The sequence below is a fragment of the Candidatus Hydrogenedentota bacterium genome (genome assembly GCA_016791475.1).
Classification (GTDB): domain Bacteria; phylum Hydrogenedentota; class Hydrogenedentia; order Hydrogenedentales; family JAEUWI01; genus JAEUWI01.
This window is the reverse complement of sequence record JAEUWI010000014.1, coordinates 43,461-68,310: the sequence shown is the minus strand read 5'-3', so window position 1 is coordinate 68,310 and position 24,850 is coordinate 43,461. Positions and strand designations below refer to the sequence as shown.

The 24,850-nt window shown below is 60.7% G+C and carries 20 protein-coding genes; 11 read left to right on the top strand and 9 right to left on the bottom strand.

Annotated elements, in window-relative coordinates:
• The first annotated feature begins 4 nt into the window (after positions 1-4).
• The 3 genes from JNK74_09625 (at position 5) to JNK74_09615 (ending at position 5,335) form a co-directional block, all read left to right on the top strand.
• Positions 5-2,530, top strand: coding sequence for a hypothetical protein (locus JNK74_09625; protein ID MBL7646432.1), 2,526 nt, complete (start codon positions 5-7; stop codon positions 2,528-2,530).
• Between the two features lie 75 nt (positions 2,531-2,605).
• Positions 2,606-3,310 (top strand): alpha/beta fold hydrolase, encoded by a 705-nt coding sequence (locus JNK74_09620; protein ID MBL7646431.1) that lies wholly within the window; start codon positions 2,606-2,608, stop codon positions 3,308-3,310.
• A 96-nt stretch (positions 3,311-3,406) separates the two neighbouring features.
• The gene (locus JNK74_09615; GenBank protein ID MBL7646430.1) at positions 3,407-5,335 is read left to right on the top strand and encodes an ABC-F family ATP-binding cassette domain-containing protein; all 1,929 of its coding nucleotides are present in this window, start codon (positions 3,407-3,409) and stop codon (positions 5,333-5,335) included.
• Between the two features lie 233 nt (positions 5,336-5,568).
• Here the strand turns inward: JNK74_09615 and JNK74_09610 are convergent, their stop codons facing one another.
• From JNK74_09610 to cysK, 3 genes are all read right to left on the bottom strand, one after another.
• The gene (locus JNK74_09610) at positions 5,569-7,371 is read right to left on the bottom strand and encodes a homoserine O-acetyltransferase (protein MBL7646429.1); all 1,803 of its coding nucleotides are present in this window, start codon (positions 7,369-7,371) and stop codon (positions 5,569-5,571) included.
• Positions 7,372-7,410: 39 nt separating this feature from the next.
• Positions 7,411-8,703 carry an O-acetylhomoserine aminocarboxypropyltransferase/cysteine synthase gene (locus JNK74_09605; GenBank protein MBL7646428.1) on the bottom strand — a complete coding sequence of 431 codons (1,293 nt, stop codon included), beginning with the start codon at positions 8,701-8,703 and terminating at the stop codon, positions 7,411-7,413.
• 136 nt (positions 8,704-8,839) lie between these two features.
• Entirely contained in the window at positions 8,840-9,772 is a 933-nt protein-coding gene (gene cysK / locus JNK74_09600) for a cysteine synthase A (GenBank protein MBL7646427.1), read from the bottom strand.
• A 265-nt stretch (positions 9,773-10,037) separates the two neighbouring features.
• Here cysK and JNK74_09595 point away from each other — a divergent pair, with 265 nt between their 5' ends.
• From JNK74_09595 to JNK74_09560, 8 genes are all read left to right on the top strand, one after another.
• Positions 10,038-10,940, top strand: coding sequence for a hypothetical protein (locus JNK74_09595; protein MBL7646426.1), 903 nt, complete (start codon positions 10,038-10,040; stop codon positions 10,938-10,940).
• Positions 10,937-11,938, top strand: coding sequence for an ABC transporter permease (locus tag JNK74_09590; protein ID MBL7646425.1), 1,002 nt, complete (start codon positions 10,937-10,939; stop codon positions 11,936-11,938). The genes JNK74_09595 and JNK74_09590 overlap by 4 nt, the downstream gene beginning before the upstream one ends.
• Before the next feature lie 78 nt (positions 11,939-12,016).
• A complete protein-coding gene (locus JNK74_09585) occupies positions 12,017-12,958 on the top strand; it encodes a substrate-binding domain-containing protein (GenBank protein MBL7646424.1) in 942 nt (313 codons plus the stop codon).
• Positions 12,959-12,964: 6 nt separating this feature from the next.
• On the top strand, positions 12,965-13,531 hold the full coding sequence (locus JNK74_09580; GenBank protein ID MBL7646423.1) for an ankyrin repeat domain-containing protein: 567 nt from the start codon (positions 12,965-12,967) through the stop codon (positions 13,529-13,531).
• A 157-nt stretch (positions 13,532-13,688) separates the two neighbouring features.
• Positions 13,689-14,561 carry an EamA family transporter gene (locus JNK74_09575; GenBank protein MBL7646422.1) on the top strand — a complete coding sequence of 291 codons (873 nt, stop codon included), beginning with the start codon at positions 13,689-13,691 and terminating at the stop codon, positions 14,559-14,561.
• A 12-nt stretch (positions 14,562-14,573) separates the two neighbouring features.
• Positions 14,574-15,029, top strand: a complete 456-nt coding sequence (rnhA, locus tag JNK74_09570; protein ID MBL7646421.1) for a ribonuclease HI — start codon at positions 14,574-14,576, stop codon at positions 15,027-15,029.
• Positions 15,030-15,122: 93 nt separating this feature from the next.
• Positions 15,123-17,894: a response regulator gene (locus JNK74_09565; GenBank protein ID MBL7646420.1), complete on the top strand. Its 2,772-nt coding sequence runs from the start codon at positions 15,123-15,125 to the stop codon at positions 17,892-17,894.
• Positions 17,895-17,926: 32 nt separating this feature from the next.
• On the top strand, positions 17,927-19,129 hold the full coding sequence (locus tag JNK74_09560; protein ID MBL7646419.1) for a D-alanyl-D-alanine carboxypeptidase: 1,203 nt from the start codon (positions 17,927-17,929) through the stop codon (positions 19,127-19,129).
• A gap of 260 nt (positions 19,130-19,389) precedes the next feature.
• Here the strand turns inward: JNK74_09560 and JNK74_09555 are convergent, their stop codons facing one another.
• From JNK74_09555 to JNK74_09530, 6 genes are all read right to left on the bottom strand, one after another.
• Complete coding sequence (locus JNK74_09555; protein MBL7646418.1) at positions 19,390-20,034, bottom strand: ribulose-phosphate 3-epimerase; 645 nt, start codon at positions 20,032-20,034, stop codon at positions 19,390-19,392.
• A 377-nt stretch (positions 20,035-20,411) separates the two neighbouring features.
• Positions 20,412-21,479, bottom strand: a complete 1,068-nt coding sequence (locus JNK74_09550) for a PASTA domain-containing protein (protein MBL7646417.1) — start codon at positions 21,477-21,479, stop codon at positions 20,412-20,414.
• On the bottom strand, positions 21,437-22,771 hold the full coding sequence (rsmB, locus tag JNK74_09545; protein ID MBL7646416.1) for a 16S rRNA (cytosine(967)-C(5))-methyltransferase RsmB: 1,335 nt from the start codon (positions 22,769-22,771) through the stop codon (positions 21,437-21,439). The genes JNK74_09550 and rsmB overlap by 43 nt, the downstream gene beginning before the upstream one ends.
• A complete protein-coding gene (locus JNK74_09540) occupies positions 22,771-23,706 on the bottom strand; it encodes a methionyl-tRNA formyltransferase (GenBank protein MBL7646415.1) in 936 nt (311 codons plus the stop codon). The genes rsmB and JNK74_09540 overlap by 1 nt, the downstream gene beginning before the upstream one ends.
• The gene (locus JNK74_09535; GenBank protein MBL7646414.1) at positions 23,706-24,011 is read right to left on the bottom strand and encodes a YbaB/EbfC family nucleoid-associated protein; all 306 of its coding nucleotides are present in this window, start codon (positions 24,009-24,011) and stop codon (positions 23,706-23,708) included. Before JNK74_09535 ends, JNK74_09540 begins: the two co-directional genes overlap by 1 nt.
• Positions 24,012-24,326: 315 nt before the next feature.
• Positions 24,327-24,836 carry a heme-binding protein gene (locus tag JNK74_09530; protein MBL7646413.1) on the bottom strand — a complete coding sequence of 170 codons (510 nt, stop codon included), beginning with the start codon at positions 24,834-24,836 and terminating at the stop codon, positions 24,327-24,329.
• Between the last annotated feature and the right edge of the window lie 14 nt (positions 24,837-24,850).

Below are 24,850 nucleotides of genomic sequence, written 5' to 3'. Positions count from 1 at the left end.
TACTATGACCACGAAGCGATGGAATGCCGGGGTAACGACAGTCCTGTCAACGCTCCTTTCGATCATGCTGGCCCTGCCCGCGGGCGCGGAAGCCGGCGCCGCGGAGAATCGCGCACAAGAACAAACACAACGCAGCGCGGCCATACACCAGGTGTCGCGGCTGGCCAGCAACCCGAACGAGGTGCTGGTCCACGTCGAGAAGCTCAACGGTGTGCTCGTGGCCGACGGCTCGCTCCCCGGGGTCATCGAGCTCGTGCTCACCGATACCTACATTCCCAAGGCGATGGCGCAGATTATCGAGGCGAATCATCCCCTGATCCAGCGCATCCGCTTCTCCGAATCCAGTTGGGGCCGCGAGAGCGAGGCACAGATCTCCCTGGAGGTCGCGGAAGGTGTGGAGAGCCGCACCGAGACGGCGCAAGGCGCCTGCACTGTCACGCTGAGCGCGCCGTCCATGCCCGGTGAAGCATTTGCCCTCCGTTTCATTGAAAAGTCCTATCCTCTCCAGGCTTCCTATCAGGGAAAGTCCATTGAGTCCATCAAAGGCTCGCTCAGCGAAGTGGCTTCGTCGGGCACGGTCTCCGAGACGGAATCCTGGTGGAGCGCGGCAAACAGCGCGCCGCGTTCCTCCGCCGTGAATCCCGCGTCGCTCCGGGCGGTCAGCGAAGCAAATGTTGAGCTGGTCGGCCTGACCGAGGCCGTGTTTGGAGCGCAGGAAGACGAGCCGAAGGCGGAAGCTCCGGCGGCGGAGGCCCCGGCGGCGGAGGCGCCCGCGACGGAAGCTCCCAAAGCCGAACCCGAAGGATCGACACCGCCCGCGGAAGAGCCCGCGCCGGTGGAGCCCCCCGTGAAGCGCGAGCCGAAAGTCGTGAACAGCGCGGATGCGAACAAGGAACTTTCCAAGCAGATGATTACGGCCGCCGCGGCGGCCCCGGCTGGCGACGCGCCCGCTCCCGTGGAAAAGAAAGCCTGGACGGGGAGCCCCCTTCTCCAGCCGGTTACCATCGATTTCCGCGACATGGACCTCATCAACGCCGTGCAGATCCTTGCGGATATGGCCGGGATCAACGTAATTGCCGGCACCGACCTCGTGGGAACGGTGACCCTCAATCTCAAGAACGTTCCGCTCATGCAGGCGATGGAAACGGCGCTGCGTATCAACGGCCTGGGCATTGTTGAAGAGGAAGGTATCTATCACATCAAGCCATATCTCGATGCCATTGCCTCCAAACGCGAGACAAGGGTGGTCGATATCGTCGAGTCCAAGGCCGAGGAAATCGTGGCGACCCTCAAGAATGTCATCACGGGTTCCGAGTATGAAAGTCTTATCAGCATTTCTTCCAACGAAACCGCCAACACGGTGATCATCGCGGGCCCCATCGATCAGATCGAACCCCTGGTCGTGATGGCCAAGCGCCTGGACGTGGAGCAGGCGACCCTGCCCACGGTCACCATGCCGATCAAGCTCAACTATGCGGAGCCCGCAGAGATGATGGCGGCTCTCGAAGGCATGATGACGCCGGAAGTTGGCAAGGTCTCCGTGGATGAACGCGCCCGCATGCTGATCGTGACCGACATCCCGATTGTCGTGGAACAGATGACCGATTTGATCAAGCAGCTTGATATGCCGGTCAAGCAGGTCGCCATCGACGCCATGATTGTGGACGTGACTCTGACCGACGCCGCCGACACCGGTGTGGACTGGTTGATGGGCGCGGTGAAAAACCAGAGCCGTCGGGATGCGGCCGGCGATACGGGAATCTTTACCGGGGATCTTCAGGAACTGAGCCTCGACACCGATCTGAGCATCGGCGACGCGGCCGGGCTTCTGAACTTTGGCATCCTGACCGATGCCATCGACTGGCGCGGCGTAATTCAGGCCGAAGTACGAAACAACAACTCGACCCTCCTTTCGAATCCGAGACTGATCACGGTGGAGAATCAACCTGCCACCATCACCATTGCCTCGGAGATACCCTACACCGAATTGACCCAGACGGGCGAAGGCGGACAGCAGACCAGCACCGAGTTCAAGCCCATCGGTACAACCCTCGAAGTGACCCCGAAGGTCACCCACGACGACCACATCATTGCGATGATCGACGCCAAGGAAAGTACGTCATCGCAGGTGGTGAATGGCGTGCCCGTGGAAGACCTTCGCCAGATCAACACCACGCCCCATCTCGCGAGCGGTCAGACGATCTACGTGGGCGGCCTGCGCAAGAACAACGACACCGTCACGATTCGCAAAGTCCCGGTGCTTGGCGACGTGCCCGTGGTGAATCTGCTGTTCCGCTCCAATCAGCGGAGCGAGACGGTGAATGAACTGCTTATCTTCCTTACATGCAGCGTGGTGGAAGGCGAGCCGGAATTGACGGACTACCAGAAAGAGCGCGTGGGCGAAGTGCAGGATGCGGACGTCAAGGTAAGCGCGGAAACGGCGCTCATCAATGACGCCGTCTACCCCGGCGAAATGCGCGATCCCGCCTGGAAGTGGCGCAAGAATCACCGCCCCGCCAAGGGCGAGTAAGAATCCTGGGATAAATTTCGAGCCGCCTGTACGTTGTGCAGGCGGCTCTTTCTATTGAAGCGATCGGAGAGCGTCATGATCAAAGGTCAGGTGGGCGGCGCCGGTACGGGTGCGGAAGGGCTTCACGTCGTTTCGGTGCGGACGGCGGCCTATTATGCGATTCAGTACCCGGAGACCGGATTAAACCAGGATACCCGGAGTCTCGTGGTGCTCCATGGATGGGGGCAGAGCAGCGCGTCGTTTGTGCGCAAATTCGCGAGTTTGAAGCATCACAATATTCTGGTGGTCGCGCCTCAGGCCCCCCATCAGTTCTATCTCGACCAGACCACGCGCAAGGTGGGATTCGGCTGGCTCACGTCCTTTGATCGCGACCGCGGCGTGGCGACGGCGGTGACCGCACTTGATTCCATTTTTCGTGAAATTGAAGAAGCGTTGGGTTTTCCTTTCGTTCCGGTTGTCCTTGGTTTCAGCCAGGGGGTTTCAATGGCCTGGCGATATGCGGCATTCGGCGCCTGTCCCGTGGCGGGGGTGGTTGCCTGCGGCGGTGATTTCCCGGCCGATGTGGAGGCCGTCCTGGCGGCGCGGGGGCCTGTCCCGACGATGCTGGTTCACGGAACGGACGACGTGATCGTTCCCATCGCCAAGGGGAACGCGGCCGAGTGTATCCTGGCCAAGCTCGGGTACGTCCCCGAGACGCTTTATTTTTCGGGCGGCCACGAGGTGCCCGAGGCCCTTCTGACCCGTTTGCCGACCTGGATGGAGATGGCTGCCCAAACTTGAGTTCACGCGCGGGACGCGTCGCGCCATTGCATAAAGGGCGCGTGGTAGGGTATTTTATCCCGTTAAGCTCCCACCCATCCGTGAAAGTGCCGTTCCATGTCCCACGTAGTGCCCCCGAAAGCCGTTCTCACCGCCCACGAGATTTGTCACAGCTATGGCTCCCAGCCCGTGCTGGACAACATCTCCATGACTGTGCACGAAGGCGATCGCATCGGTCTAATCGGCCGGAACGGATGCGGAAAGTCCACGCTCCTGAAGATCATGGCCGGGCTGATGGTGCCGGAGCGTGGCGAAGTAATCCAGCGGCAGGGTATATCGGTTGCCCTCCTGCAGCAGCAGTGCCCACTCGACGAATCCCTCAGCGTGGAAGAGGCCCTGAAGTTGGCTGTGGCGCCCGCCCAGGCCCGTGTGGACGAATACCACAGGCTGCTGGAAGAGATGGGCGGCCTCTCCGATGCGGATCCGCGCTATGGCGATTTGTCCCATACGATTCACGATCTCCAGCACACGATTGATCTCGAAAACGGCTGGAATCTGGAACAGGAGATTCGCCGGATCTCCATGGCGCTGGGGCTGGTGGCCGCGGAGCGAAATCTCGGGTCACTTTCGGGCGGCGAGCTCCGGCGAGTCGACCTCGCTCACAAACTCTTGCAGCATCCCGATGTGCTGATTCTAGACGAACCCACAAACCATATCGACACGCGCAGCGTGGAATGGATCGAGCGCTTTCTGGAGCAGTACCAGGGCAGTTGCGTGCTCGTGACCCACGACCGATTCTTCCTGGACCGAATCGTGAACCGGATCGTGGAGATTGAATTCAACAAGATCTATTCTTTTCCCGGAAGCTACGCCCGATTCCTGGATTACAAACTCCAGGTGGAGGTGAGCGAGGCCCAGGCCGAGAACAACCGTCTGGCCCTGATCCGGCGGGAACTGGCTTGGTATAGGCGGGGCGCCAAAGCCCGGAGCACCAAACAGAAGGCGCGCATTGATCGTTTTCTCGATGTGCAGGAACAGGGGCCCCCGCTCAAGCATCGCGAATTCGTCTTCGAGATTCCCGAGCCTACCCGCCTCGGAAAGACGATTCTGGAGGCGCGCGACATCACCTTCGCGTTGGGTGATCGCGATCTAATCAAGAATTTCACCATGATCATGCAACCCGAAATGCGAGTGGGTATCATCGGCCCCAACGGCGCCGGCAAGACCACACTCCTCAAGGTGCTCATGGGCGAGGGGCGCCCGCGCAAAGGCAAGGTGATCATCGGAGAGAATACCCGATTTCTCTACGTGGATCAGAACCATGAGGATGTGGATCGCACACGGAGCATCATTGATCACGTGGCGGATGGCGCGCGCCACATGGATGTGGGGAAACGGCGCCTGCACATCCCGTCCTATCTGGGCAATTTCCTTTTCGACAGCAATGCCATGGAAATGCCCATAGGCCAGCTTTCGGGCGGCGAGTTCAACCGCCTTGACATGGTCAAGAAACTGCTGCGCGGCGGCAATTTTCTCATGCTCGACGAGCCCACCAACGATCTGGATCTGTACACCCTTCGCGTGCTGGAAGAAACGATTGAGAATTTTGACGGCTGCGCGATGATCGTGAGCCATGATCGTTATTTTCTCAATCGGGTGTGCACCCACATTCTGGTCTTTGAGCCCGAAGGGAAGCTCGTGCTGCTTCCAGGGAACTACGACGACTACCTCCTGTATTGCAGCCATCGTGCCGAGGAACAAAAAGCGGAAGCGCGCAAGGTTGCCCCGCCGGCGCCGGTCGAGTCCAAGAAAGCAGGCGCCAAGCTCACCTACAATGAGAAGCGCGAACTGGACGCCATGGAGATGACCATCGCGGAAGCGGAGGACCGGGTTCGCGAACTCGAATTGGTCGTGCAGGACCCTACACTGTATGAGAAGGGACGGGAAATTGTAGAACAGGCACTCGCAGAGCTACAGGCCGCCCAGACCCGGGTGGAGGAGCTATTCGCCCGATGGGAAGATCTGGAGCATCGGAAGAATGCGTAAGTGACAGTTGACAGTTGACAGTTGACAGTTGACAGTTGACAGTTGATAGTTGATAGTTGATAGTTGATAGTTGATAGTTGATAGTTGATAGTATCGTAGTAAAGCTCAACGGGTCAGGGTTCCTATACGACCCATAAGACCCATAAGACCCATACGACCCATACGACCCATAAGACCCATACGACCCATAAGACCCATACGACCCATAAATCCCCCCGGCGGCTGCCCATCCCTTACGGCGACGTAATCACGTACAGCGCTTCCTCGGCGAAGAGGTTGGGCCAGAAGCGGGCGACGCCCTCGCTATAAAGGGGGATCTCCCGTTCGATCTGGGCGTTCAGGTCGCTGCAGAGCTGGCGGAAATCATCGATTGCCAGCACGTGCCGGTTTGGCGTCTGGTACCACGCATAGGGCAGGTTGCGGGTCACCGGAGCGCGTCCCTCGAAGAAGGTCATCCAACGCACGCGCCAGTGTCCAAAGTTGGGAAAGCTCACGATACACTTCTTGCCGACCCGCAACATTTCCTTGAGGGCCAGGTCCGGCTTGCGAATGACCTGCAAGGTCATGCTCAAGATGATGTAATCGAAGCTCTGATCGGGCAGGGCGCTCAGGCCCTTGTCGATGTCCGCCTGAATCACGGAGATGCCCCGGCGAATACAACTCACGACGCTGCCCTGGGCCACTTCGAGGCCCACGGCCTGCACGTTTTTTTTCGCAATGAGCTTGCAGAGCAGTTCGCCATCGCCACAGCCGATATCCAGCACGCGGCTGCCGCTTTCCACCAGGTTCACGATCATTTCGTAGTCGACGCGGTGGCCTTCGTAGATGTTTTCCATCGCCGCCGTCGGGGGCGCGGACTCGGTCTCGGAGTCCGCGCTCAGGTGTTGCGTGCGCACCAGTTCCGGGTTCTTTGTGTGATCGAGGAAGCCCCGGACAATTTTCGAGATCACGCCGACTTCCAGCAGAAAGGCGTCGTGCCCGTAGTCGGACTGAATGTTGCAGTAGCTCACATTCTTCTTCTGCCGGGCCAGTGTATAGACAATCTCCTGGGAGAAGTAGGGCGGGTAGAGCCAGTCCGACGAGAAAGAAATGACGAGTACCTTGCCGAGGACACGTTTCATCGCTTCATCGAGGGAGCCATAAGTTGCCGCAATGTCGAAATAGTCCAGCGCCTTGGTGACGTAAAGATAGGTGTTGGCGTCGAAGCGGTTTACAAATTGCTCGCCCTGATAGTCCAGGTAGGTCTCCACGGCGAATTCACTGTCGAAGTCATATTGGAGCGCCTCGGCGCTGCGGAGGCTCCGGCCGAATTTCATCCGCATCGATTCTTCGGAGAGATAGGTGATGTGGGCGAGCATCCGCGCGATGGCCAGGCCCTGGGCCGGTCCCTCGGTGCCGTAGTAGTCTCCGCCGTTAAAGGAGCGGTCCGCTTGAATCGCGTGGCGGCCCACGGCGTCGAAGGCGATCTGCTGGGCGCCGCTGAGATGGGTCGACGCGATGATCATCACCGACTCCACGGCATCGGGATAACGCGTGGCCCACTCCAGGGCCTGCATTCCGCCCATGGAACCGCCGGCCACGGCCAGGAGCTTTGAGATTCCCAGATGTTGCACGAGATGGTATTGCGCGACGACCATGTCGCCGATGGTGATTACGGGGAAATCCAGGCCGTACGGCTTGCCCGTCGCCGGGTTGATCGAGGAGGGGCCCGTGGATCCCATGCAGCCGCCGAGCACGTTGGAGCAGACGACAAAGTACTTGTTCGTATCGAAGGCTTTTCCCGGCCCCACCATGGAGTCCCACCAGCCCGGCTTGGCGTCGGATTCCGAATGGCGACCGGCCGCGTGGGCGTCGCCCGACAAGGCATGGGTCAACAGCACCGCGTTGCTCTGGTTCTCGTCCAGCGTGCCGTAGGTCTCATAGGCCAGCGTGATGGGGCCGAGGGTGGCTCCGCTGGCCAGTTTCAACGGGTGGGGCGGCTCCGCAAAGGTAAAGTGGCGCACCTCTACAATGCCGACCGAATCCTCTTCAACCATGGAGTACCTTCTGACCGCGTATGAACGCGGTTCCCTTTCTCAATGCCGCGACGCGGCCAGCGCCTGGGCAAAGTCCGCAATGATATCGTCCACCCCTTCAATTCCCACCGACACGCGAATGTAGTCCGGCGTGACCCCGGCGGCGGCCTGCTCGGCCTCGCTCAATTGCTGGTGGGTCGTCGTGGCGGGATGGATCACGAGGGTTTTCGCATCCAGCACATTGGCCAGATGGGAGGCCAGTTTGCAGCTATTGATAAACGTAATGGCGGCCTCCCGTCCTCCCTTGATGCCGAAGCCCAGAATCGCGCCCTGGCCCTTCGGCAGATAGCGCATCGCACGGGCGTGGTCCTTGTGGCTTTCCAATCCGGGGTAATTCACCCAGGAGACGGCCTCGTGTCCTTCCAGGAAGCGGGCCACCTTGAGGGCGTTCTCGCAGTGGCGCGGGGCGCGGAGGTGAATGGTCTCCAGTCCCTGAAGCAGGAGAAACGCATTGAAGGGGGAGAGGCAGGCGCCCATGTCGCGCAGGAGGGTCACCCGCGCTTTGAGGATATAGCTGATGTTGCCGATACCGCTGAAGTGCTCGTAAAACTTCATGCCGTGGTAGCTGGGGTTCGGCTCGGTCAGTTCGGGGAATTTGCCGTTGTTCCAGTCAAACCTGCAACTGTCGACAATTACACCGCCGATCGAGGTGCCGTGCCCGCCGATCATCTTGGTTGCGGAATGGACCACGATATCCGCGCCGTGTTCGATCGGGCGGAAGAGCAGGGGAGAGGTGACCGTGTTGTCGACGATCAGAGGAATCCCGTGATCGTGGGCCACCTTCGCCACGGCTTCGAAGTCCAGCACGTCGTTGGCGGGGTTGCCGATGCTCTCCACAAATACAAAACGCGTGTTGGCGTCGATGGCCGCCGCCACGTTGGCCGGGTTGCTCGCATCGACGAAGCGCGCCTCGATCCCGAAGTCGTGGAAGGTATGGGCGAAGAGGTTGTAGGTGCCCCCGTAGAGCGTCTTCGACGAGACGAAATTTTGCCCGTTGCGGCAGATATTCAGGCAGGCCGCCGTGATCGCGGCCGAACCCGAGGCAAAGCCCAGACCCAGGACGCCGCCTTCCAGCGCGGCGACGCGCTTCTCGAAAACGTCCACGGTGGGGTTCATGATCCGGGAATAGATGTTGCCGAATTCATTCAGTGCGAAAAGATTGGCCGCATGTTCGTGATCGTGAAACACATAGGACGTCGTCTGATAGATGGGCACGGCGCGCGACCCGGTGGTGGGGTCCACCTCCTGCCCCGCATGCAGCGCCAGGGTATCGAGGGAGAGTGAGTCAGACATGGTTTCCGGTTCCTCCGAAGACGGTGTTGTGGCCAATACATTGGGCCGCGAGTATAACATATCTCCCGCGCCCGGCCGGACATGAAAAAGCCGGACGCAAAGGTGATCGCGTCCGGCGGAATCCTTCCGGTCTGAATCAGCTCTCCTGAAAGAGGGGCGTGGAGAGATAGCGCTCACCCGAGTCGGGCAGCACCACAACGATAGACTTGCCCGCATAGGCGTCCTGGCTGGCGAGGCGCAGGGCGACGGCGGCGGCGGCGCCGCAACTGATGCCGCAGATGATGCCCTCTTCACGGGCCAGACGCCGCGCGGTGGCGAAGGCCTCGTCGTCCGAAATCTTCTCGACCTTGTCCACCAGGCTCATGTCCAGGATATCCGGCTTGAAGCCCGCGCCGATGCCCTGCACCTTGTGTTTGCCGGGGGAGCCACCGCTCAGCACGGGGCTGTTCTCCGGCTCCACGGCCACAGTCTCGATGGCCTTGCCCTGGTCTTTCTTGATGTACTGGGACACGCCGGTGATGGTGCCGCCCGTGCCCACGCCCGCCACGAACACATCGATCTGGCCATTGGTGTCGTTCCAGATTTCCGGGCCGGTGGTCTTGCGGTGGATGGCCGGATTGGCCGGATTCTTGAACTGTTGAGGCAGGAAATAATCGGGGTTTTCCGCCGCGATCTTCTCCGCTTCCGCGATGGCGCCGGGCATGCCTTTGTCGCCGGGCGTGAGCACGAGATCGGCGCCGAAGGCCTTCAGCATGCTGCGCCGTTCCAGACTCATGGTTTCCGGCATGGTCAGGATGAGCTTGTACCCGCGCGCCGCGGCCACGAAGGCCAGGGCGATTCCCGTATTGCCGGAGGTGGGCTCCACAATCGTGCCGCCGGGCTGGAGGATTCCCCGTTCCTCGGCGTCCCAGATCATGGCGGCGCCGATACGGCACTTCACGGAGTAGGCGGGGTTGCGGCCCTCGATCTTGGCGTACACATTCTCGGTCTTGAGGCCTTTGGCGAGCTTGTGCAGCTTCACCAGCGGGGTGTTGCCGATACTTCGGCTGTTGTCTTCGAAAATAGACATTAGAGTGGCTCCTCCTGTTGGATTTCTTGCCGGGAAAAATGGAAAGCTGCCTGGCAGCCGCCGCGGGCCTGTCCTCTGGATTTGCCTTGTGGTCCAGCCCGGCGAGGGCGCGCGCGACGTGTCAAACGCACGCACCGGTCATGCTAGCATCCCCCAACGTCCATTTCAATCCCCTTTTTCCTTGCCCGGCGCGGTCCCAACGATTAAAATGTCCGGCGGAGCGCTCCTGGTATCGGGGGCCTTGCCGGGGAATCGATTCGGATCCATGAACTTGACATTCAACTGCATCGTGCTCATCAGCGCGCTGGTCTCCGCCGCCAGCGGACCCGTTGCCCTAGACAACGGGAAAATCCGCATCGAGCTCGACAGTCGCACTTTTTCCGTTCGCTTCGTGGGGGTGCCCGGGGGGCGCAACTTCCTGGAGCCGGTGCACTTGACGCCCGCCGAGCTGGACGGGCGCGGCTGGATCGAACCGGGCGGGCTCGTGACCGACGTGCTGCCCACCCGGCCTGAAGATGTCGTACTGCGCCGCGGTCCCGCCGAACTTATCGAGCGCGAAGACGACTACGTTCTCCTGCTCGGCCCCGAGCAGCCGGAGTCGCACTGGCGGGTAAAGAAAGAGGTTCAACTGGCGAGGGACACGGCCGCACTGACCTACAAGGTAACGGTGCTCAGTTCGTTGAAGGAAGAGCGGGACGTGCGCATTCGCAATACGGCCAGAATCGCCTGGAGCGGCGCGCTGCTGGCTCCGGTCGACGGGGGCCCCATGAAGCTGGTCCGGGGCCGATTCGAGGGCGTCGATAAGATCCTGAAATACCCCGAGGATTCCTATGTGCTGCCCCTGCGCGCAAAAACCAGGCGCTCGCGGGCTGTATTGGCCTCGCCTGCGAGCGAGCTGACGATGAACACGGAGTTTGGCGTGTGGACCCGGCGACTCGAAATTCAGAGTGCACTGGAAGAGCCCGAAAGCGAGAATCGCATGGGGATGATGGCCCTGCTGGATGACGACACGCACATCTATGAATCCGCCCTGGAAGGGGCGCAATCGGGCGTGAACGTGGGTGCGCCCCTCGTGGTGATAGAGCATTGGACCATTGGCCCGCCCGCTGCCATTGCGGTTCATAAGGAGCCCATTGGCGACGAGATTTTCGTAGAGGAACTGCCATGAAGGCCCGGTCCACTTCCCCGTTGGCGGGGCTGCTGGGAAGCCCCGTTTCCCGCGCGGTGCTGGCACTGGCCGCCGTGATTATGATTGGGGCCCTCTTCCACGCGGACGGCGCTTTCTATGCCTGGCACACCCATCGCGACATGCTGCGCCAGGTTTCGGTCTACGGGATTCTGGCCTGCGGTATGACCCTCGTTATCATCGCCGCCGGAATCGATCTCTCGGTGGGCAGCGTCCTCGGGCTCGTCGCCGTGCTGTTTTCCATACTCACCATCCACTGGGGATGGAGCGCCTGGCTGGCCACGCCCCTGTGTCTTGCCGCAGGCGCCGGCTGTGGACTGCTCTCGGGGACGCTGATCGCGCGCTATACCCTTCAGCCCTTCATTGTCACCCTGGCCATGATGGTGTTCGCGCGGGGGCTCGCCAAGCATATTTCCGGCGGGAAAAAGATCTCCACCTACGTCGAGCTGCCCGGCGGCGGCTTCGAAAACCGGGAACTTCCCGCCGTTTTTTCAGCTATTGACACCCGGGTGTTGGGTGGAAACCTGGCCGTTGTGACCATCATCTTCCTAGTCTGTGTTGCCCTGGCCTGGTTTGTATTGGCCCGCACCCGCGCCGGTCGCCAGCTCTACGCCGTGGGTGGCAATGAAACCGCCGCCCATCTTTCAGGCATATCGGTCACACGGGTGAAGCTTCTGGCCTACGGGGCGAGTGGCGTGTTCGCGGCTATCGCCGGCATATGCCAGGCGGCTCAGGAAACTCAGGGCGATCCCGAAGCGGGATCGGCCTACGAGCTCAGCGCCATTGCGATCGTGGTTATCGGCGGCACCAATCTAATGGGCGGGCGCGGCAGCGTGCTCCTGACATTGCTGGGAGCGCTCACAATAGGGTATCTTGAGAAGATTCTGAGTTTGAACGCCGTGGGCGAAGCCAGTCGGCTCATGCTGACCGGCGCCATCATTGTGGCGGCCGTGCTTCTGCAGCGGCGGAGAAGCCCCTGAGCGGGGTATCGGGAGAGAGAAATGCACATGGGCAAATCGATTCAGCATTCCGTGGCGTGGCTGCTGCTGGCGGCGGTGATGGTGTCGGGCTGCGGCGGAAGCGGCGCGCCCGATGGGGGGCCGCAAGTGGCCCAGCCCGCATCGGAACAGACCGCCAAAGTCATCGGCATGAGCCAGTGCAATCTTGCCGAGCCCTGGCGCGTGCAGATGAACAGCGATATTGCGGCGGCCGCGGCCATGCACCCGGAACTCGATGTCCAGTTCAAGGACGCCCAGAACGATACCCTCGTGCAGCGCGCCCACATCGAAGAGTTTGTGAATCAGGGCGTGGACGTGTTGATTTGCAGCCCCAAAGAAGCCGGTCCCCTCACCGAGCCGCTGAAGAAAGCCTTTGACGCGGGGATTCCCGTGATTATCCTGGATCGCGCCGTTCAGGGCGACAGCTACACACAGTTTATCGGCGCGGACAACAAGATCATCGGCGAGGCGGCGGGCCGCTGGGTTGCGGAGGCCCTGAAAGCAGGCGGAAAGGTCGTGGAACTGAAAGGTCTGATGACCAGCACGCCCGGCCAGGATCGGAACAGCGGATTCCGCAAGGGCATCGAGGGCAGCCCGCTCGAAGTCGTTTTTGAGGCCGACATGCAATGGCTGGAGCCCGAAGCTCGAAAGGAGATGGAATCCGCGCTGGCGCGCTTCGACAAGATCGATCTCGTCTACGCCCACAACGATCCGGCCGCCCACGGCGCATGGCTGGCGGCGAAGGCTGCGGGCCGGGAAAATGAAATGCGATTTGTGGGGATTGATGGGTTGCCCCATGAAGGCTTGCAGTATGTCCGCGAGGGCATCCTCGACGTCTGTTTCGAATATCCCACCGGCGGGGGACAGGCCATCGAAACGGCCCTGAAACTCCTCGCGGGCGAGAGCGTCCCCAAGACCATCGTGCTGCCCTCTCGTTTCTTTACGCCGGAGAACATCGAAGGCGGGGGCGAGTGGCTTCCCGCACCCGCCGGGGCGCAGTAACGCTCCATGAATTGCCGCCTCATACTTCGCTTCGCCCGCGACGCACGCGCGGTGTGCGCCCTCTGCGCGGTTTTTCTCGCGGGTTGTACGCCATCGCTTCATGATGTCATCGGACGGGGCGACCTGGAAGAGGCCCGGGCCATGCTGGAGGCCGACCCCGGTCTGGCGGCCGACGAAAATGAACTGGGTAAGCAGCCGCTTCAGTATGCCGTGAGCTATCGCCAGATCGACGCTATGGAGGCCCTGCTGGAAGCGGGTGCCGACGTGAACGCGGCGGATTTCACCGGCATGACAGCACTCCACGCGGCCGCACTCCTCGGCTGGCAGGACGGCGCCCGCTGGCTCCTGGCCCACGGTGCGGACATGAACAAGCGCGATCATTTCGGAGATCTGCCGAGCCATACCGCCGCGATCCACGGCCAGGGTGGTGTCCTGAAGATACTCTTTGAAGCGGGGGACTCCCTGGCCGACAAGAATGACGCCGGCATGACGCCCCTGGATCTCGCCCGGAAGCATCGTAAGGATCGGGCGGCGCAGTTCATCGAGAAGCTAATCGCGAGCAAGACATCCTGATCCCTCTTTTCCACGCCAGTCGGGCGGGTATTTCTGCGTTGTTTGCGTCCGCATATTCCGCAACGCTAAAATGACCATCGCCTCATTTCCCCACCAACCGAGCCCCACCCAGCCCATGATTCCACGAAAGCAAGAACGGCTTGGCTATTTTTGTCTCTTGACCGCCATTGGTCTCTGGAGCACGGTCGAAGTAGTGACCCGGACCATCCTGACCGAGGTGCCACCGATCCAGTTGGCCTGGATACGGTTCTTTGTCGGCGGTGTTTTTCTCTCTACGCTCCTTTCCCACGACTTGAAGCGACGGGGACTCCGCATCGACCGCCGCATTCTCTGGTTCTGCCTTTGGGTATCCGTGCCCGGCGTGGTCGTCTCCAATATTGCCTTGCAATACAGTCTGCAATTGACCGGCGCGGCCGTCGTGGCCACGGTCTATGGCGCCTCGCCCCTTTTCGTGCTGGCCCTGTCGCGTCTCCTGTTGCGGGAACCCATGGATTTTGCCCGGGTGGCGGGCTTGTGCTTCGGTCTCGCGGGAATAGCGGTGCTCTCCCTGGGAAAGCCCTCGCCCGCCTTTTCCCTCGCTGGACTGCTCCTGGCGCTATGTGCCGCGGGTACCTTCTCCCTTTGGACCGTGCTGGTCAAGAAGTCGGCGGGCGCTTTCACGGGCCTTCCCGTGACGGTACTATGCTTTGCCTTTGGCGTCCTGTTCATGACGCCCTTCGCCCTCCTGGAAAGCGAGGGCATCGACTGGGCCGTACTCCAGCGCCATGCCGGGTCCATTCTCTACCTTTCCGTCGGCGGCACGGGTCTGGCCTATTGGCTGTACTTCAAGGGGCTTGCCCACGTGGACGCCACCCGCGCCGCCAGTATTATCCTGCTTAAACCGCCGGTGGCCGCCCTGCTTGCGTCGGCGGTGCTGGGCGAAGCGCTGACCTGGAACCTGCTCGTATCCATGGGGCTGATCGGCGCGGGCCTCTATGGTGTATTCTTCTGGTGTCGAAATAGCCTGCGGCACAACAATAAGAACGCGTAAGGAGCGCTAATCGTGTCTGAATCCGAAGATCGGGTCGTCATCTATACCGATGGCGGCTGCGTGCCCAATCCCGGCATCGGTGGATGGGGCGCCATCCTCATTTACAAGGGAAAAATCAGGGAATTGTCCGGCAGCCACCCCGATACGACGAACAACCGCATGGAGATGACCGCGGCCATCTCGAGTCTGAATGCCCTGAAGCGGCCCTGCAAGGTGGCGATCCACACCGACTCGGAATACCTCAAGAAAGGCATCACGGAATGGCTGCCGGGCTGGAAGCGGAAGAACTGGACGCGAAAGGGCGGCGAAATAAAGAATGTGGATCTTTGGAAGGCCCTCGACGCCGCTGCGAGCCAGCATGATATCCAGTGGCGTTGGGTCAAAGGGCACGCCGGGGTTCACTACAACGAGCGCTGTGACGTGCTCGCCAGCGAGGCCATTGCCCGGGAGAGAATGGGTAGTGGTTGATTGGGTATTGCACACACAATATCTGGTATACTGGCTCCAGTTAGAGCCGTGTGTGGTCCGACCCCTATGAAAAGTCGCTATCCAAGAAAAAGATTGATTCTCTACTTGATTCCCATCCTCATGGGACTCGGTGGGATTCTATTCTCCTTGCAACTGGACAGTGTGGCCCTGCGAAGCGTGGTCGCACTGCTTTCCGTGGCGATTCCCCTCATTTCCTGTGGCAACCTGCTGGCCCGCTTCCAGATCAGTCTCGTGGAGCGCCTCTTCCTGCTCCTCGGCGTGGTCATGCTGCTCCTGGGCGCGGGATTGAGCGTTACCGGCTTCGCCGACCCCTCCAACGATGCGACGGTCATGAGCCAGCAGATCGCCCTGTATTCGCGGGTCATCGGAATCGGCAGTCTCATGCTCGGCCTGATTGTGGTCTTGTATATGGTGGCCCGGACCGGGGAAGACGTCGAAGGGATGGCCGAGCGATTCATGTACCTGGCGAACCATATGCACGAGGGCTTTATCCTGAGTCGTGTGGACGGCCCGGTGTTGATGGTGAACAAGCGTTTCCTGGAGATGTTTCACATTGACGAGGGGGAGGTGCTGGGCCAGGACACCCTCGCCCTGGCGGAGCGCTTCCAGATTCAAGGCATCTCCGAACACATCGAGCAGCGGAAAAACCGGGTCGCGTCGGAATACGAAGTTACCTGGAACGTGGGCGACGAAGAGCGATACTTCTGGTTCAGCGGCACCCCCGTGCTGAATCGATTCGGGCGCCACTACGCGAATCTTGCGACCGTGCGCGAAATCACAGAGCAGAAGCGACTGGCCAAGCGGGTTGAACGCTATGCCCAGGGCCTCCAGACGCTCGTGGAAGAACAGACCCAGAAGCTCCAGGAATCGGAAGAACGATTTCGCACCCTGCTGCTCTCCATGAATGAAGGCTTCCTGACGATCGACACCAGCAACCGTATCCAGTTCGTAAATCGGCGCGTCTGCGACCTTCTCAAGACCGATAAGGACCATATACTCGGAAGGGACGTCCTGGAATTTGTGGATGCGGCGGGCAGGGTACGCTTGCTGAATCTGCTCGTGAAGCGAGAGTCGCTGCCCGACGAAGAGGCCCGTCTCGAACTCAACTTTGTGGACACCAGCGGCGCCGTCGTTCCCGCCATGCTCGCGGTGACCTATCTCGCCCAGGGCAGCGCCATGGAGCCCGTCTACTCCCTGGTGGTTACCGGAGTGAGCGAGTTGAAGCAGATGCAGCTCCAGCTCGAACAGCGCGCCCAGAAGCTGGAAGAGTTGAATGAAGAGCTTCTCATGCATGATCGGGCCAAAGACAGCTTTCTCTCCAATGTGAGCCATGAACTTCGTACGCCCTTGAGCACGATCCAGGGCTATGTGGAAATGCTGGAGTCGGGCAGCCTGGGCGAAATGGCCGGGCCGCAGATCGCCGCCGTGCGCGTCATGGATAGAAACGTTCGTCGTCTGGTGGGGCACCTGAACGAGATTATAGAGTTCAGCCGGATGGAGATTCGCGGCGTCCAGATTTCGCGTCGGCTCTGTACGCCTTCGGCCCTGATTCAGGAGGCGGTTTCCTCTTTCCATCCGGGAGCCCTGGCCCGGGACATCGAGCTGACGTCCGATGTGCCGGAAGGCCTCCCGCCCATCTGGTGTGACCGGACGAAAATGGATCAGGTGCTGGGAATTCTCTTCAACAACGCCCTCAAGTTCACACCAGAAGGCGGCAGCATTTCGGTTCGCGCGGCGTGCCTCGAAGGGCGTACCTTCAAGATGACGGTTACAGATACCGGTATCGGCATCCGCCGAGAACATCAGCAGAAGGTCTTCGACAAATTCTTCCAGGTGGACAGCTCCAAGACCCGACGCTACGAAGGCACCGGTATCGGCCTGTCGATCGCCAAGAGCATCGTTGAGGCCCACGGGGGAACCATTGCGGTGGAGAGCGAGGAGGGCAAGGGGTGCACCTTCACGGTGGTCCTTCCGGCAGCGGTCTTCGACCCTGAGTGGAAACGGGACTCGCTGGACCATCTCGCCGGGCTTGACGTCCTGGTGGTGGACGAAGGAGAAGCCTTTCCCCGCGCGCTGGCCTATGTGCTCGAGCCCATCGGCATCGAATTCCGGCGGGCCACAAACGGCTATCAATGCCTGCGCGAACTCGAGCGAAAGCAGCCCGCGCTGATTCTGCTGAACGACACGGTGAACGATATCGCGGGGCTGAGCACGTTGACGCTGCTGCGACAGAACCTCACCTCCGACACCCTGCCCGTGATCGCCTTCACCGGCGCGTCGGGAGAACGCCTGCGAGAGGCGGGCGATCTCTGGGGCGATATCTATTTCGTTTCCAAGCCCTTCAGCGCCCAGGATCTGGCCGACGCCCTTCATGCCGTCTGCAATGAAGATGAAAGCGGTATGGAGAAGGGACGGCGCGTGCGCGATTCGGAGGGCGAGGGCGTTCTCGCCCGAATTCTGGTGGTGGACAATGATCCTGGCCTTCTGGAGTGGGTGGACACGGCCATGGCGCGTCGTCATGTGCTGGCCTACTGCGCGGCCGCTCCCGCCCAGGCGCTGGAGCTGTTGCAGATCGAGCGGCCCGGTCTGATCCTGGTGGATGTGGATGTGCCGGGCGCCAGTGTGACGGAGCAGTTGGGCGAGATACTGCCCCAGGCCCAGAGCCGTGGCGTTCCCCTTTACGTAATGACCGGACTGCCCCAGCGTAGTCGCATTCCGCAGGGTGTGGCGGGGTGCATACGCAAACCATTTACCACCGACGACCTGATGGCGTTGGTTCGGAAGCACCTGGAAATAGATGAATCGCCCGCCGAAAGCGAGCAGACGCCCATCGGCATAGGTTGAACGAGAAAAGTCCCTGAAATATGGAGCATGCAATGACCAGAATCCTCCTTTACCCGCTCTGCTGCGCCGCCGCCGTCCTGGCCGGCGTTTCCGCCACCGTTGCGGCACCCGCCAACCCCGAGAACCACAGCATCATCTGCATGGAGATGGATCGCGGGCTGGTGCTGTACGAGGAAAACGCCGATGTGGTGCGACCACCGGCGAGCATGATCAAGCTCATGCTCATGCTGCTCGTAACCGAGGGCTACGAGCGGGGAGACTGGGTCCCCGAAACCATGATCCCCGTGACGGAACGCGCTCAGGGCATGGGGGGCACGCAGGTTCAGTTAAAGGTGGGTGAGGAGTGGCCTCTGGGCAAGATGATGCAGGCGGTCGCGGTGGCGTCGGCCAACGACGCCGCCATGGCGGTCGCCGAGGGTCTGTGGGGCAGCGCGGAGGCGTACCTGAAGGTGGCGAATGAACGGGCGAAGACCCTCGGCATGAGCCACACGGTCATCCGGGGCGTGCACGGACTCCCGCCGTCCGACCGCAAGTCCTTTGATGAAACCACCGCCCGCGATATGGCCCAGCTCGCCCTCGCCTGCATCCAGAAAGATCAGATTATGGCGCTCGTGCGCCAGAAGGAACTCCAGTTTCGGCCGGACGAGCCCGTGAAGTCCAATACCAACAAGTTACTCTGGCGCATGGCCGATTGCGATGGACTGAAGACCGGCTTCATCAATGCGGCGGGCTTCTGTGTCGCGGCCACGGCCCAGCGCAATGGGCGGCGGCTCGTATGTGTGATTATGGGCTCTCAGAGCAAGTACGGGCGCTTTCAACTCGCGGAAGACCTGTTCAACCGCTTTCTGGACGACTACGCCGAGATAACCCTCATTGGAAAGGGTGCGCCACTGGGTGTGGATGTTCCCGTCTATCACGGGAAGGTGGAGACGGCCTCGGTCTGCGCGGGTGGCGATGTGTCCATCCTTCTGCCGCGCAACCTCATGAGCGAGGTGGAGGTCTCCGCCATACATCCGGAAAAGCTGGAGGCTCCCCTGAGCCCCATGTCGGTGGTGGGCGAGTTAACCGTGTCGTTGAACAACACCACCCTCACGACCGTCCCGCTGCTGGTTTCCGATGAAGTCGAATCGGATGGGTGGTATCTGTCCATTCGCGACGGTGTCGCCCAATGGAAAGGCCTTGAAAACATGACGGGCGTAGCCGCGTCGTCCGAGGGCGAGTCCCCGGAGGAGTAATCCGGGGGACGTACCGCCGCACGGCCGACTGAATTGAGCAAGGTGAGTGCGTGCAAGGTGCGCCACCGAGCCGGGCGGAGTCCACGCCAATGAGGCGGCGTGTCCCGTGGAAGCCCGATTCGCAACGGGGACGCAAGAGGTGAAGTCTTCCCACACATCCACGGGCACGCACGTTGCACTCGCTGCGTCCATGTCGGATGCACCCTTAACAAACGATTTGGCTCGCGCCCAAGAGGGCAGTGGAAGCGAGTCCGTCCCGATTACACGCCACCCCGCAGTGACTCAATCGCCTCGAGGTAGGATTCGTGTTTGAAGATGTAGTTGCCCGCCACGAGCACGTTGGCGCCCGCTTCAATGACCAGAGGGGCCGTGCTCGGGTCAATCCCGCCGTCCACTTCCACATCCCGGCCATCCATCATGGCGCGGACGTTGGTGATCTTCCGGAGCATGTCTGGGATGAAGGCCTGGCCGCCAAATCCGGGGTTGACCGTCATCACGAGCACCATGTCGACGTGTTCGACGATGTACTCGATGTCGTCTTCCGGGGTTCCGGGGTTCACCACAATTCCCGCGAGACAGCCCAGTTCCTTGATCTTGTCTATGACACGGAGGGGATGGTCGGTCGCTTCGACATGGAAAGAGATCGTGTCCGCGCCCGCGTTGGCAAAGTCCGCCACATAGGCCATGGGGTCGGAGATCATCAGGTGAACATCCATGGGCACGGTGCAATGCTTGCGGATGGACGCGACAACAGGGGGGCCGAGGGTGATGTTCGGGGCAAAGTGACCGTCCATCACATCGACATGAATCCAGTCGGCGCCGGCGGTGATAACATCGGAAATCTCTTCGCCGAGCTTACTGAAATCGCTGGCGAGAATGGAGGGGGCAATCTTTATCTGAGACACGAAGGGTCTACCTTTTCAGTTCATCCGGTTGAGGCGCGGTTCACGGGGGCACGGTGAATCCGCGAGTGGTTACAAATCTTTCTAAGCACGAATGGACACCAATCCACACGAATAAGAGGACGAAAAAAGCAATATCTTGTGCCTGGAGCGCGTAGATTTCAACGAAAGCAAAATGGTTCAGATGCCGCCAACCCATGCATTCCGCAGTCAGCAATTTCGTCTTCCGACCACGGATAGCGCGGAGAAAAAAGTGAATGCGCAGCACCAAAGCCACACGGTAGATTGATGCTTCCTGCGCGCGCTTCAATCTTTATTTGTTTGGATTCGTGTCCATTCGTGGTTTAACGATTCAATTGTAAGACAACGATCGGTGGGGCTCAGGGCACTGAGGACTTCACCGGCTCTTCGCCGTTCTTCAGGGAATAGGCGGCGATGATATTGTTGTCGACGTAGATCTCCACCGTGCAGTTCTTGACATAGGTTACAGAGATGGCGAGTGTGCCGCCGATTACCCGGCTTGCCCGGGACTGCTCGTCGAAGGCCGGCGGGTAGCTCTTGATAACCTGGCGGTTGCCGAAGTTGTCGATGCGATCCACGCGTACTTCCTTGTCATAGAAGTCGATGGCCATTTGGTGCCGGACAACGCCCTTCTGGAACTCTTCATCCTTGGACAACTTTACTTCGAAGGTAACCGTCTGGCCTTCTGTAATAAGCGTGGCCGGCTGGGGATCCTGATTGAGCACTACGCCCTCGCGGGCATCGGGAATGTCCACATACTTCGGCACAAGGACCACTTTGTAGGGGGCCATGATTGCAGCCACTTCACTGACGGGCTTTTCCCGCAGGTCGGGCATGTAGTCTTCATAACGGGCGTCGCCTTCGCTGACCAGGAGGTGAAGATCGCCCAGTTTTTCCAGCGGCGCGCCGGGCGGCGGATACTGGGAAAGCACGGTGTTTCGCGGGGACTTGTGGCGGATTCGCGCCACGCTGCCCAGCCGGAATTGCGAACTGTCCAGTTGGGATCGCGCCTCGTCAAGCGTCCCCTTTTCAAGAGCGGGGGCGGTGAGGAAATCCCGGCCCATACTGACGGTGGGGTAGACCTTCCGGCCCGTGCGCACCACCCGGCCCGGTGCGGGGCGCTGGCTGATAATGTGGTACTTCGGAATGGTCTCGTGCCACACGTTGTTTGGCCGACCCATCTCCAGGCCCTGTTCCGCGACACGGTTCTGGGCCTCGTCCAGAGGCAGGTTCATGATGTTCGGCACCTGCACGGGCTCGCCGCCGTCCAGCGTCTCCATGAAAACATAGTAGCCCGCCCCGGCCATAACCACCAGGAACACGACGAGGGCCGCCGTCCACTGGATGCCCCAGGCGGCGAATTTCAGGATAAAGAAGACGAAGTTCAGGATTGTTTCCGAAACCGCGTCAAGAAGAATCCGTCCCAAGCTCCGCTGGAGGGGAGGCTCTGATACATTCCCTGGGCGATGTTCCACGTATTGAGATACTCCGGTCCGTTTTCCAGCGTGACGCCGCCCTCGGCCAGCACGGATTCGATGACCGTAGTGGTTTCCTCGGGGGTAAAAGTACACACGGAATAGACAATAATTCCGTTATTTTTGCAGAGGCCAATGGCGGATCGCAACAGGGTCCGCTGGTTTCGGGCCATTTCGTCTATCGATTCCTGCGTCATCCGCCATTTCAGGTCGGGGTGCCTCCGGAGCGTACCCAGTCCGCTGCACGGCGCATCCACCAGCACCCGGTCGAACTCACCCCGAATAGGCGGGTTCATGCCGTCACCGCAAACCACGCTGATACCGGGAGTTTCGAGGCGCTCGATATTCTCCAGCACCTTCCAAAGACGGGTCCGGCTGGCGTCCATCGCAATGATATGGGCTCCGCCCTCCGCCAGTTCCGCCAGGTGTGTGGTCTTGCCACCCGGCGCGGCACACATATCCAATACCCGCTCGCCCGGCCGGGGTTCCAACAACAGCGCCGGGAGCATGGAGGCCGTGTCCTGCAGGAAGAAATGGCCCTGCTGGAACCACTTGGTACGGGGCAGGGCTCCGCCCTGAATCACGCGAAGCGCATCGGGCAGGGGCACGTCGTCCGCAGCGACGACGCCGGAGTTCCCGAGGCGTTCCAAGAGTTCAGCCTTGGTCGTCTTGAGGGTGTTCACCCGCAGGATGCTGTCCGCCGTCTCGCAGGAGGCTTCGCACAGCGCGCGGGCCGTCTCGTCACCGAACTGGTCCATCCACTTTCGGATGAGCCACTTGGGCATGGAGTGCCGGATCTTGAGGTACTTTGCCAGTTCCTTTTCCGGGTCGGGAAAGGTGATCTCGTCCAGGCGCTGGGGCACTTTGCGCAGTACGGCATTAACCATACGGGCGAGGCCCGCATGGGTGCGATGCTTGGCCAGATCCACCGAGGTATGGACCATGGCGGGGTGGGTCACCTGATCGCAGAAGAGCGATTGGAACACCGCCATCTGGAGAATCGTCCGGATGACCAGCGGCAGCTCGTCCAGGGGCTGGTGGCAGTACTGCTGAAGCACAAAATCGCAAAGCGTTTTGTGGCGAACCGTCCCATAGACGAGCATACCGAGAAAGCGCCGTCCCCGTTCGGAGAGCTTCTTGCGCCGCTGGGTCTTGTCCAGGGAAACATCCAGGTAGACCGCGCGTTCATCGAACACACGGAGAAGTACATCCAGGGCGGCGTCGCGTACCGGTTCGGCGGGCATCAGTGAAGGTCCGTGAAGGTCGCGCCTGCGTCCAGTTTGTGGCCCCGCAGGAAGTCGCCCGTGTTCATGACCCGTTTGCCGGGGCCCTGAATCTGAGTGATGGCGATGCGGCCTTCACCCGTGGAAACCACCAGGCGATCCTTGAGTACTTCTTCAACCGTGCCGGGCGCGGACGCGGCGGTGCCGTCCGTCAGGCGTGTTTCGTGGATGCGGTAGACCTCGCCACCGAGTTCGCAGTGGGCGATGGGCCAGGGCTGGGCGGCGCGCACCAGGTTGTGAATTTCGCGGGCGGATGCTCCCCACCGGATTTGCCCGTCATTTTTTTCAAACATTTTGCATTCCACCACGCCCGCCGGATCCTGGGGCGTGAAGACGGCGTTGCCCTCCTCGATCAGGCGCAGGCCCTTGAACATCAATTCCGCTCCCAGGATGCCCAGACGCTGGGCGAGTTCCACGGCGGTTTCATTTTCACCGATCTCGACACGCTCCTGAAGCAACAGGTCGCCCGCATCCATTTCGAGCACCAGACGCATGATGCTGACCCCGGTCACGGTGTCGCCATTCAGGATGGCGGACTGAATGGGGGAGGGCCCCCGGTATTTGGGCAGGAGGCTCGGGTGCATGTTGAGCCAGCCGTGGGTGGGAATGTCGAGCAGGGGCTGCTTCAACAGTCGGCCATAGGCGGCGATCATGCAAACTTCCGGCGCCTGGGCTTTCAACCAGGCCTCAAACGTTCCGTCGTTCAGTTTCTCTGGCTGGTGCACGGGGATTCCCAGCTTCTCCGCCGCCACCTTGACGGGGGGCGGCACCAGCTTGCTGCTGCGCCCCTGAGGCCGGTCGGGCTGGCATACCACCGCAGTCACCTCGTGGAGCGCTTCGATCGCCTGGAGCGACGGGACCGCAATGTCCGGTGTGCCGAAGAATACGGTTCGCACTAGCTCGTCAATCCGGGAATATCGATGCCGCCGGTCATTTCGGTCATCTTGGATTTCACCAGTTCCTGGGCCTTGAAGATACCCTCGTTGAAGGCGGCCTGGATCATGGTTTCCAGCACTTCGGGTTCGGCAGGATTGATGATCTCGGGGTCGATCTTGATGGAAACGAGCTCCATCTTGCCCGTCAGAACGACTTGAACCATGCCGGCGCCCGAGGCCGCTTCGATACGTTCGCTGCCCAGCGATTCCTTCAGTTCCTCCATCTTCGCCTTCACCTCCATCGCCTGCTTGAGCATGCTGCCCATTTTCCCAATATCGCCAAAATTAAACACGGTATTTCCTTTTTATAATGTGCTGATTGCTTGAAAGGAGCATCCCTATAGGGTAGCACAGCGAAGGGGGCGGTTGACAGTTCGGGCAGCAATTGACAATGGACAATTGACAATTGACAATGAAAAAGTAAATCAGGACGGCTTAGGCCGATCAACTGGCTGATCAAATCCGTCGTATCGGTCCAATTCGTCCTATTTCATTGTCATTGACAATTGTTCATTGTCAATTGTCCATTGTAAAAAAAAGCCCCTCCGGCGAACCGAAGGGGCCATGGCTTGGGAAATGGATTACAGGGCGGCCGCGCCGGCTTCGGCGACGGCGTGGTCGTTTTCGACCGTGGATCCGGATACGCCGATGGCGCCGATGATGACGCCGTCTTTGTTCTTAAGCGGCACGCCACCGGGGAAGGTGATCAGGCCGCCGTTGGAGTGCTCGATGTTGTAAAGCGCGCCGCCGGGCTGGCTCAGCTCGCCGATGACGCCGGTGTTCATGTCGAAGTAGCGGGCTGTGCGTGCTTTCTTCTGGGCGATGTCGATGCTGCCCAGCCAGGCGCCGTCCATGCGCACGAAGGCCTTCAAGTTGGCGCCCGCGTCCACGATGGCGATATCCATCTTGGTGTCGAGCTCTTCGGCCTTCTTGATGGCGGCTTCAATGACGTGCGTTGCGGAGTGCAGATCGATGTCCGCACCCTCAAATTTGCCCGCCTCGTCGTGGGCGGAAACCGTGGACCAGTTGTAGGTGGCCGCGCTCAAGAGGCACAGGGCCAGCGCGCCGGCAAAGAACAGCTTGCTCTTCATGGGGGGATTCTTCC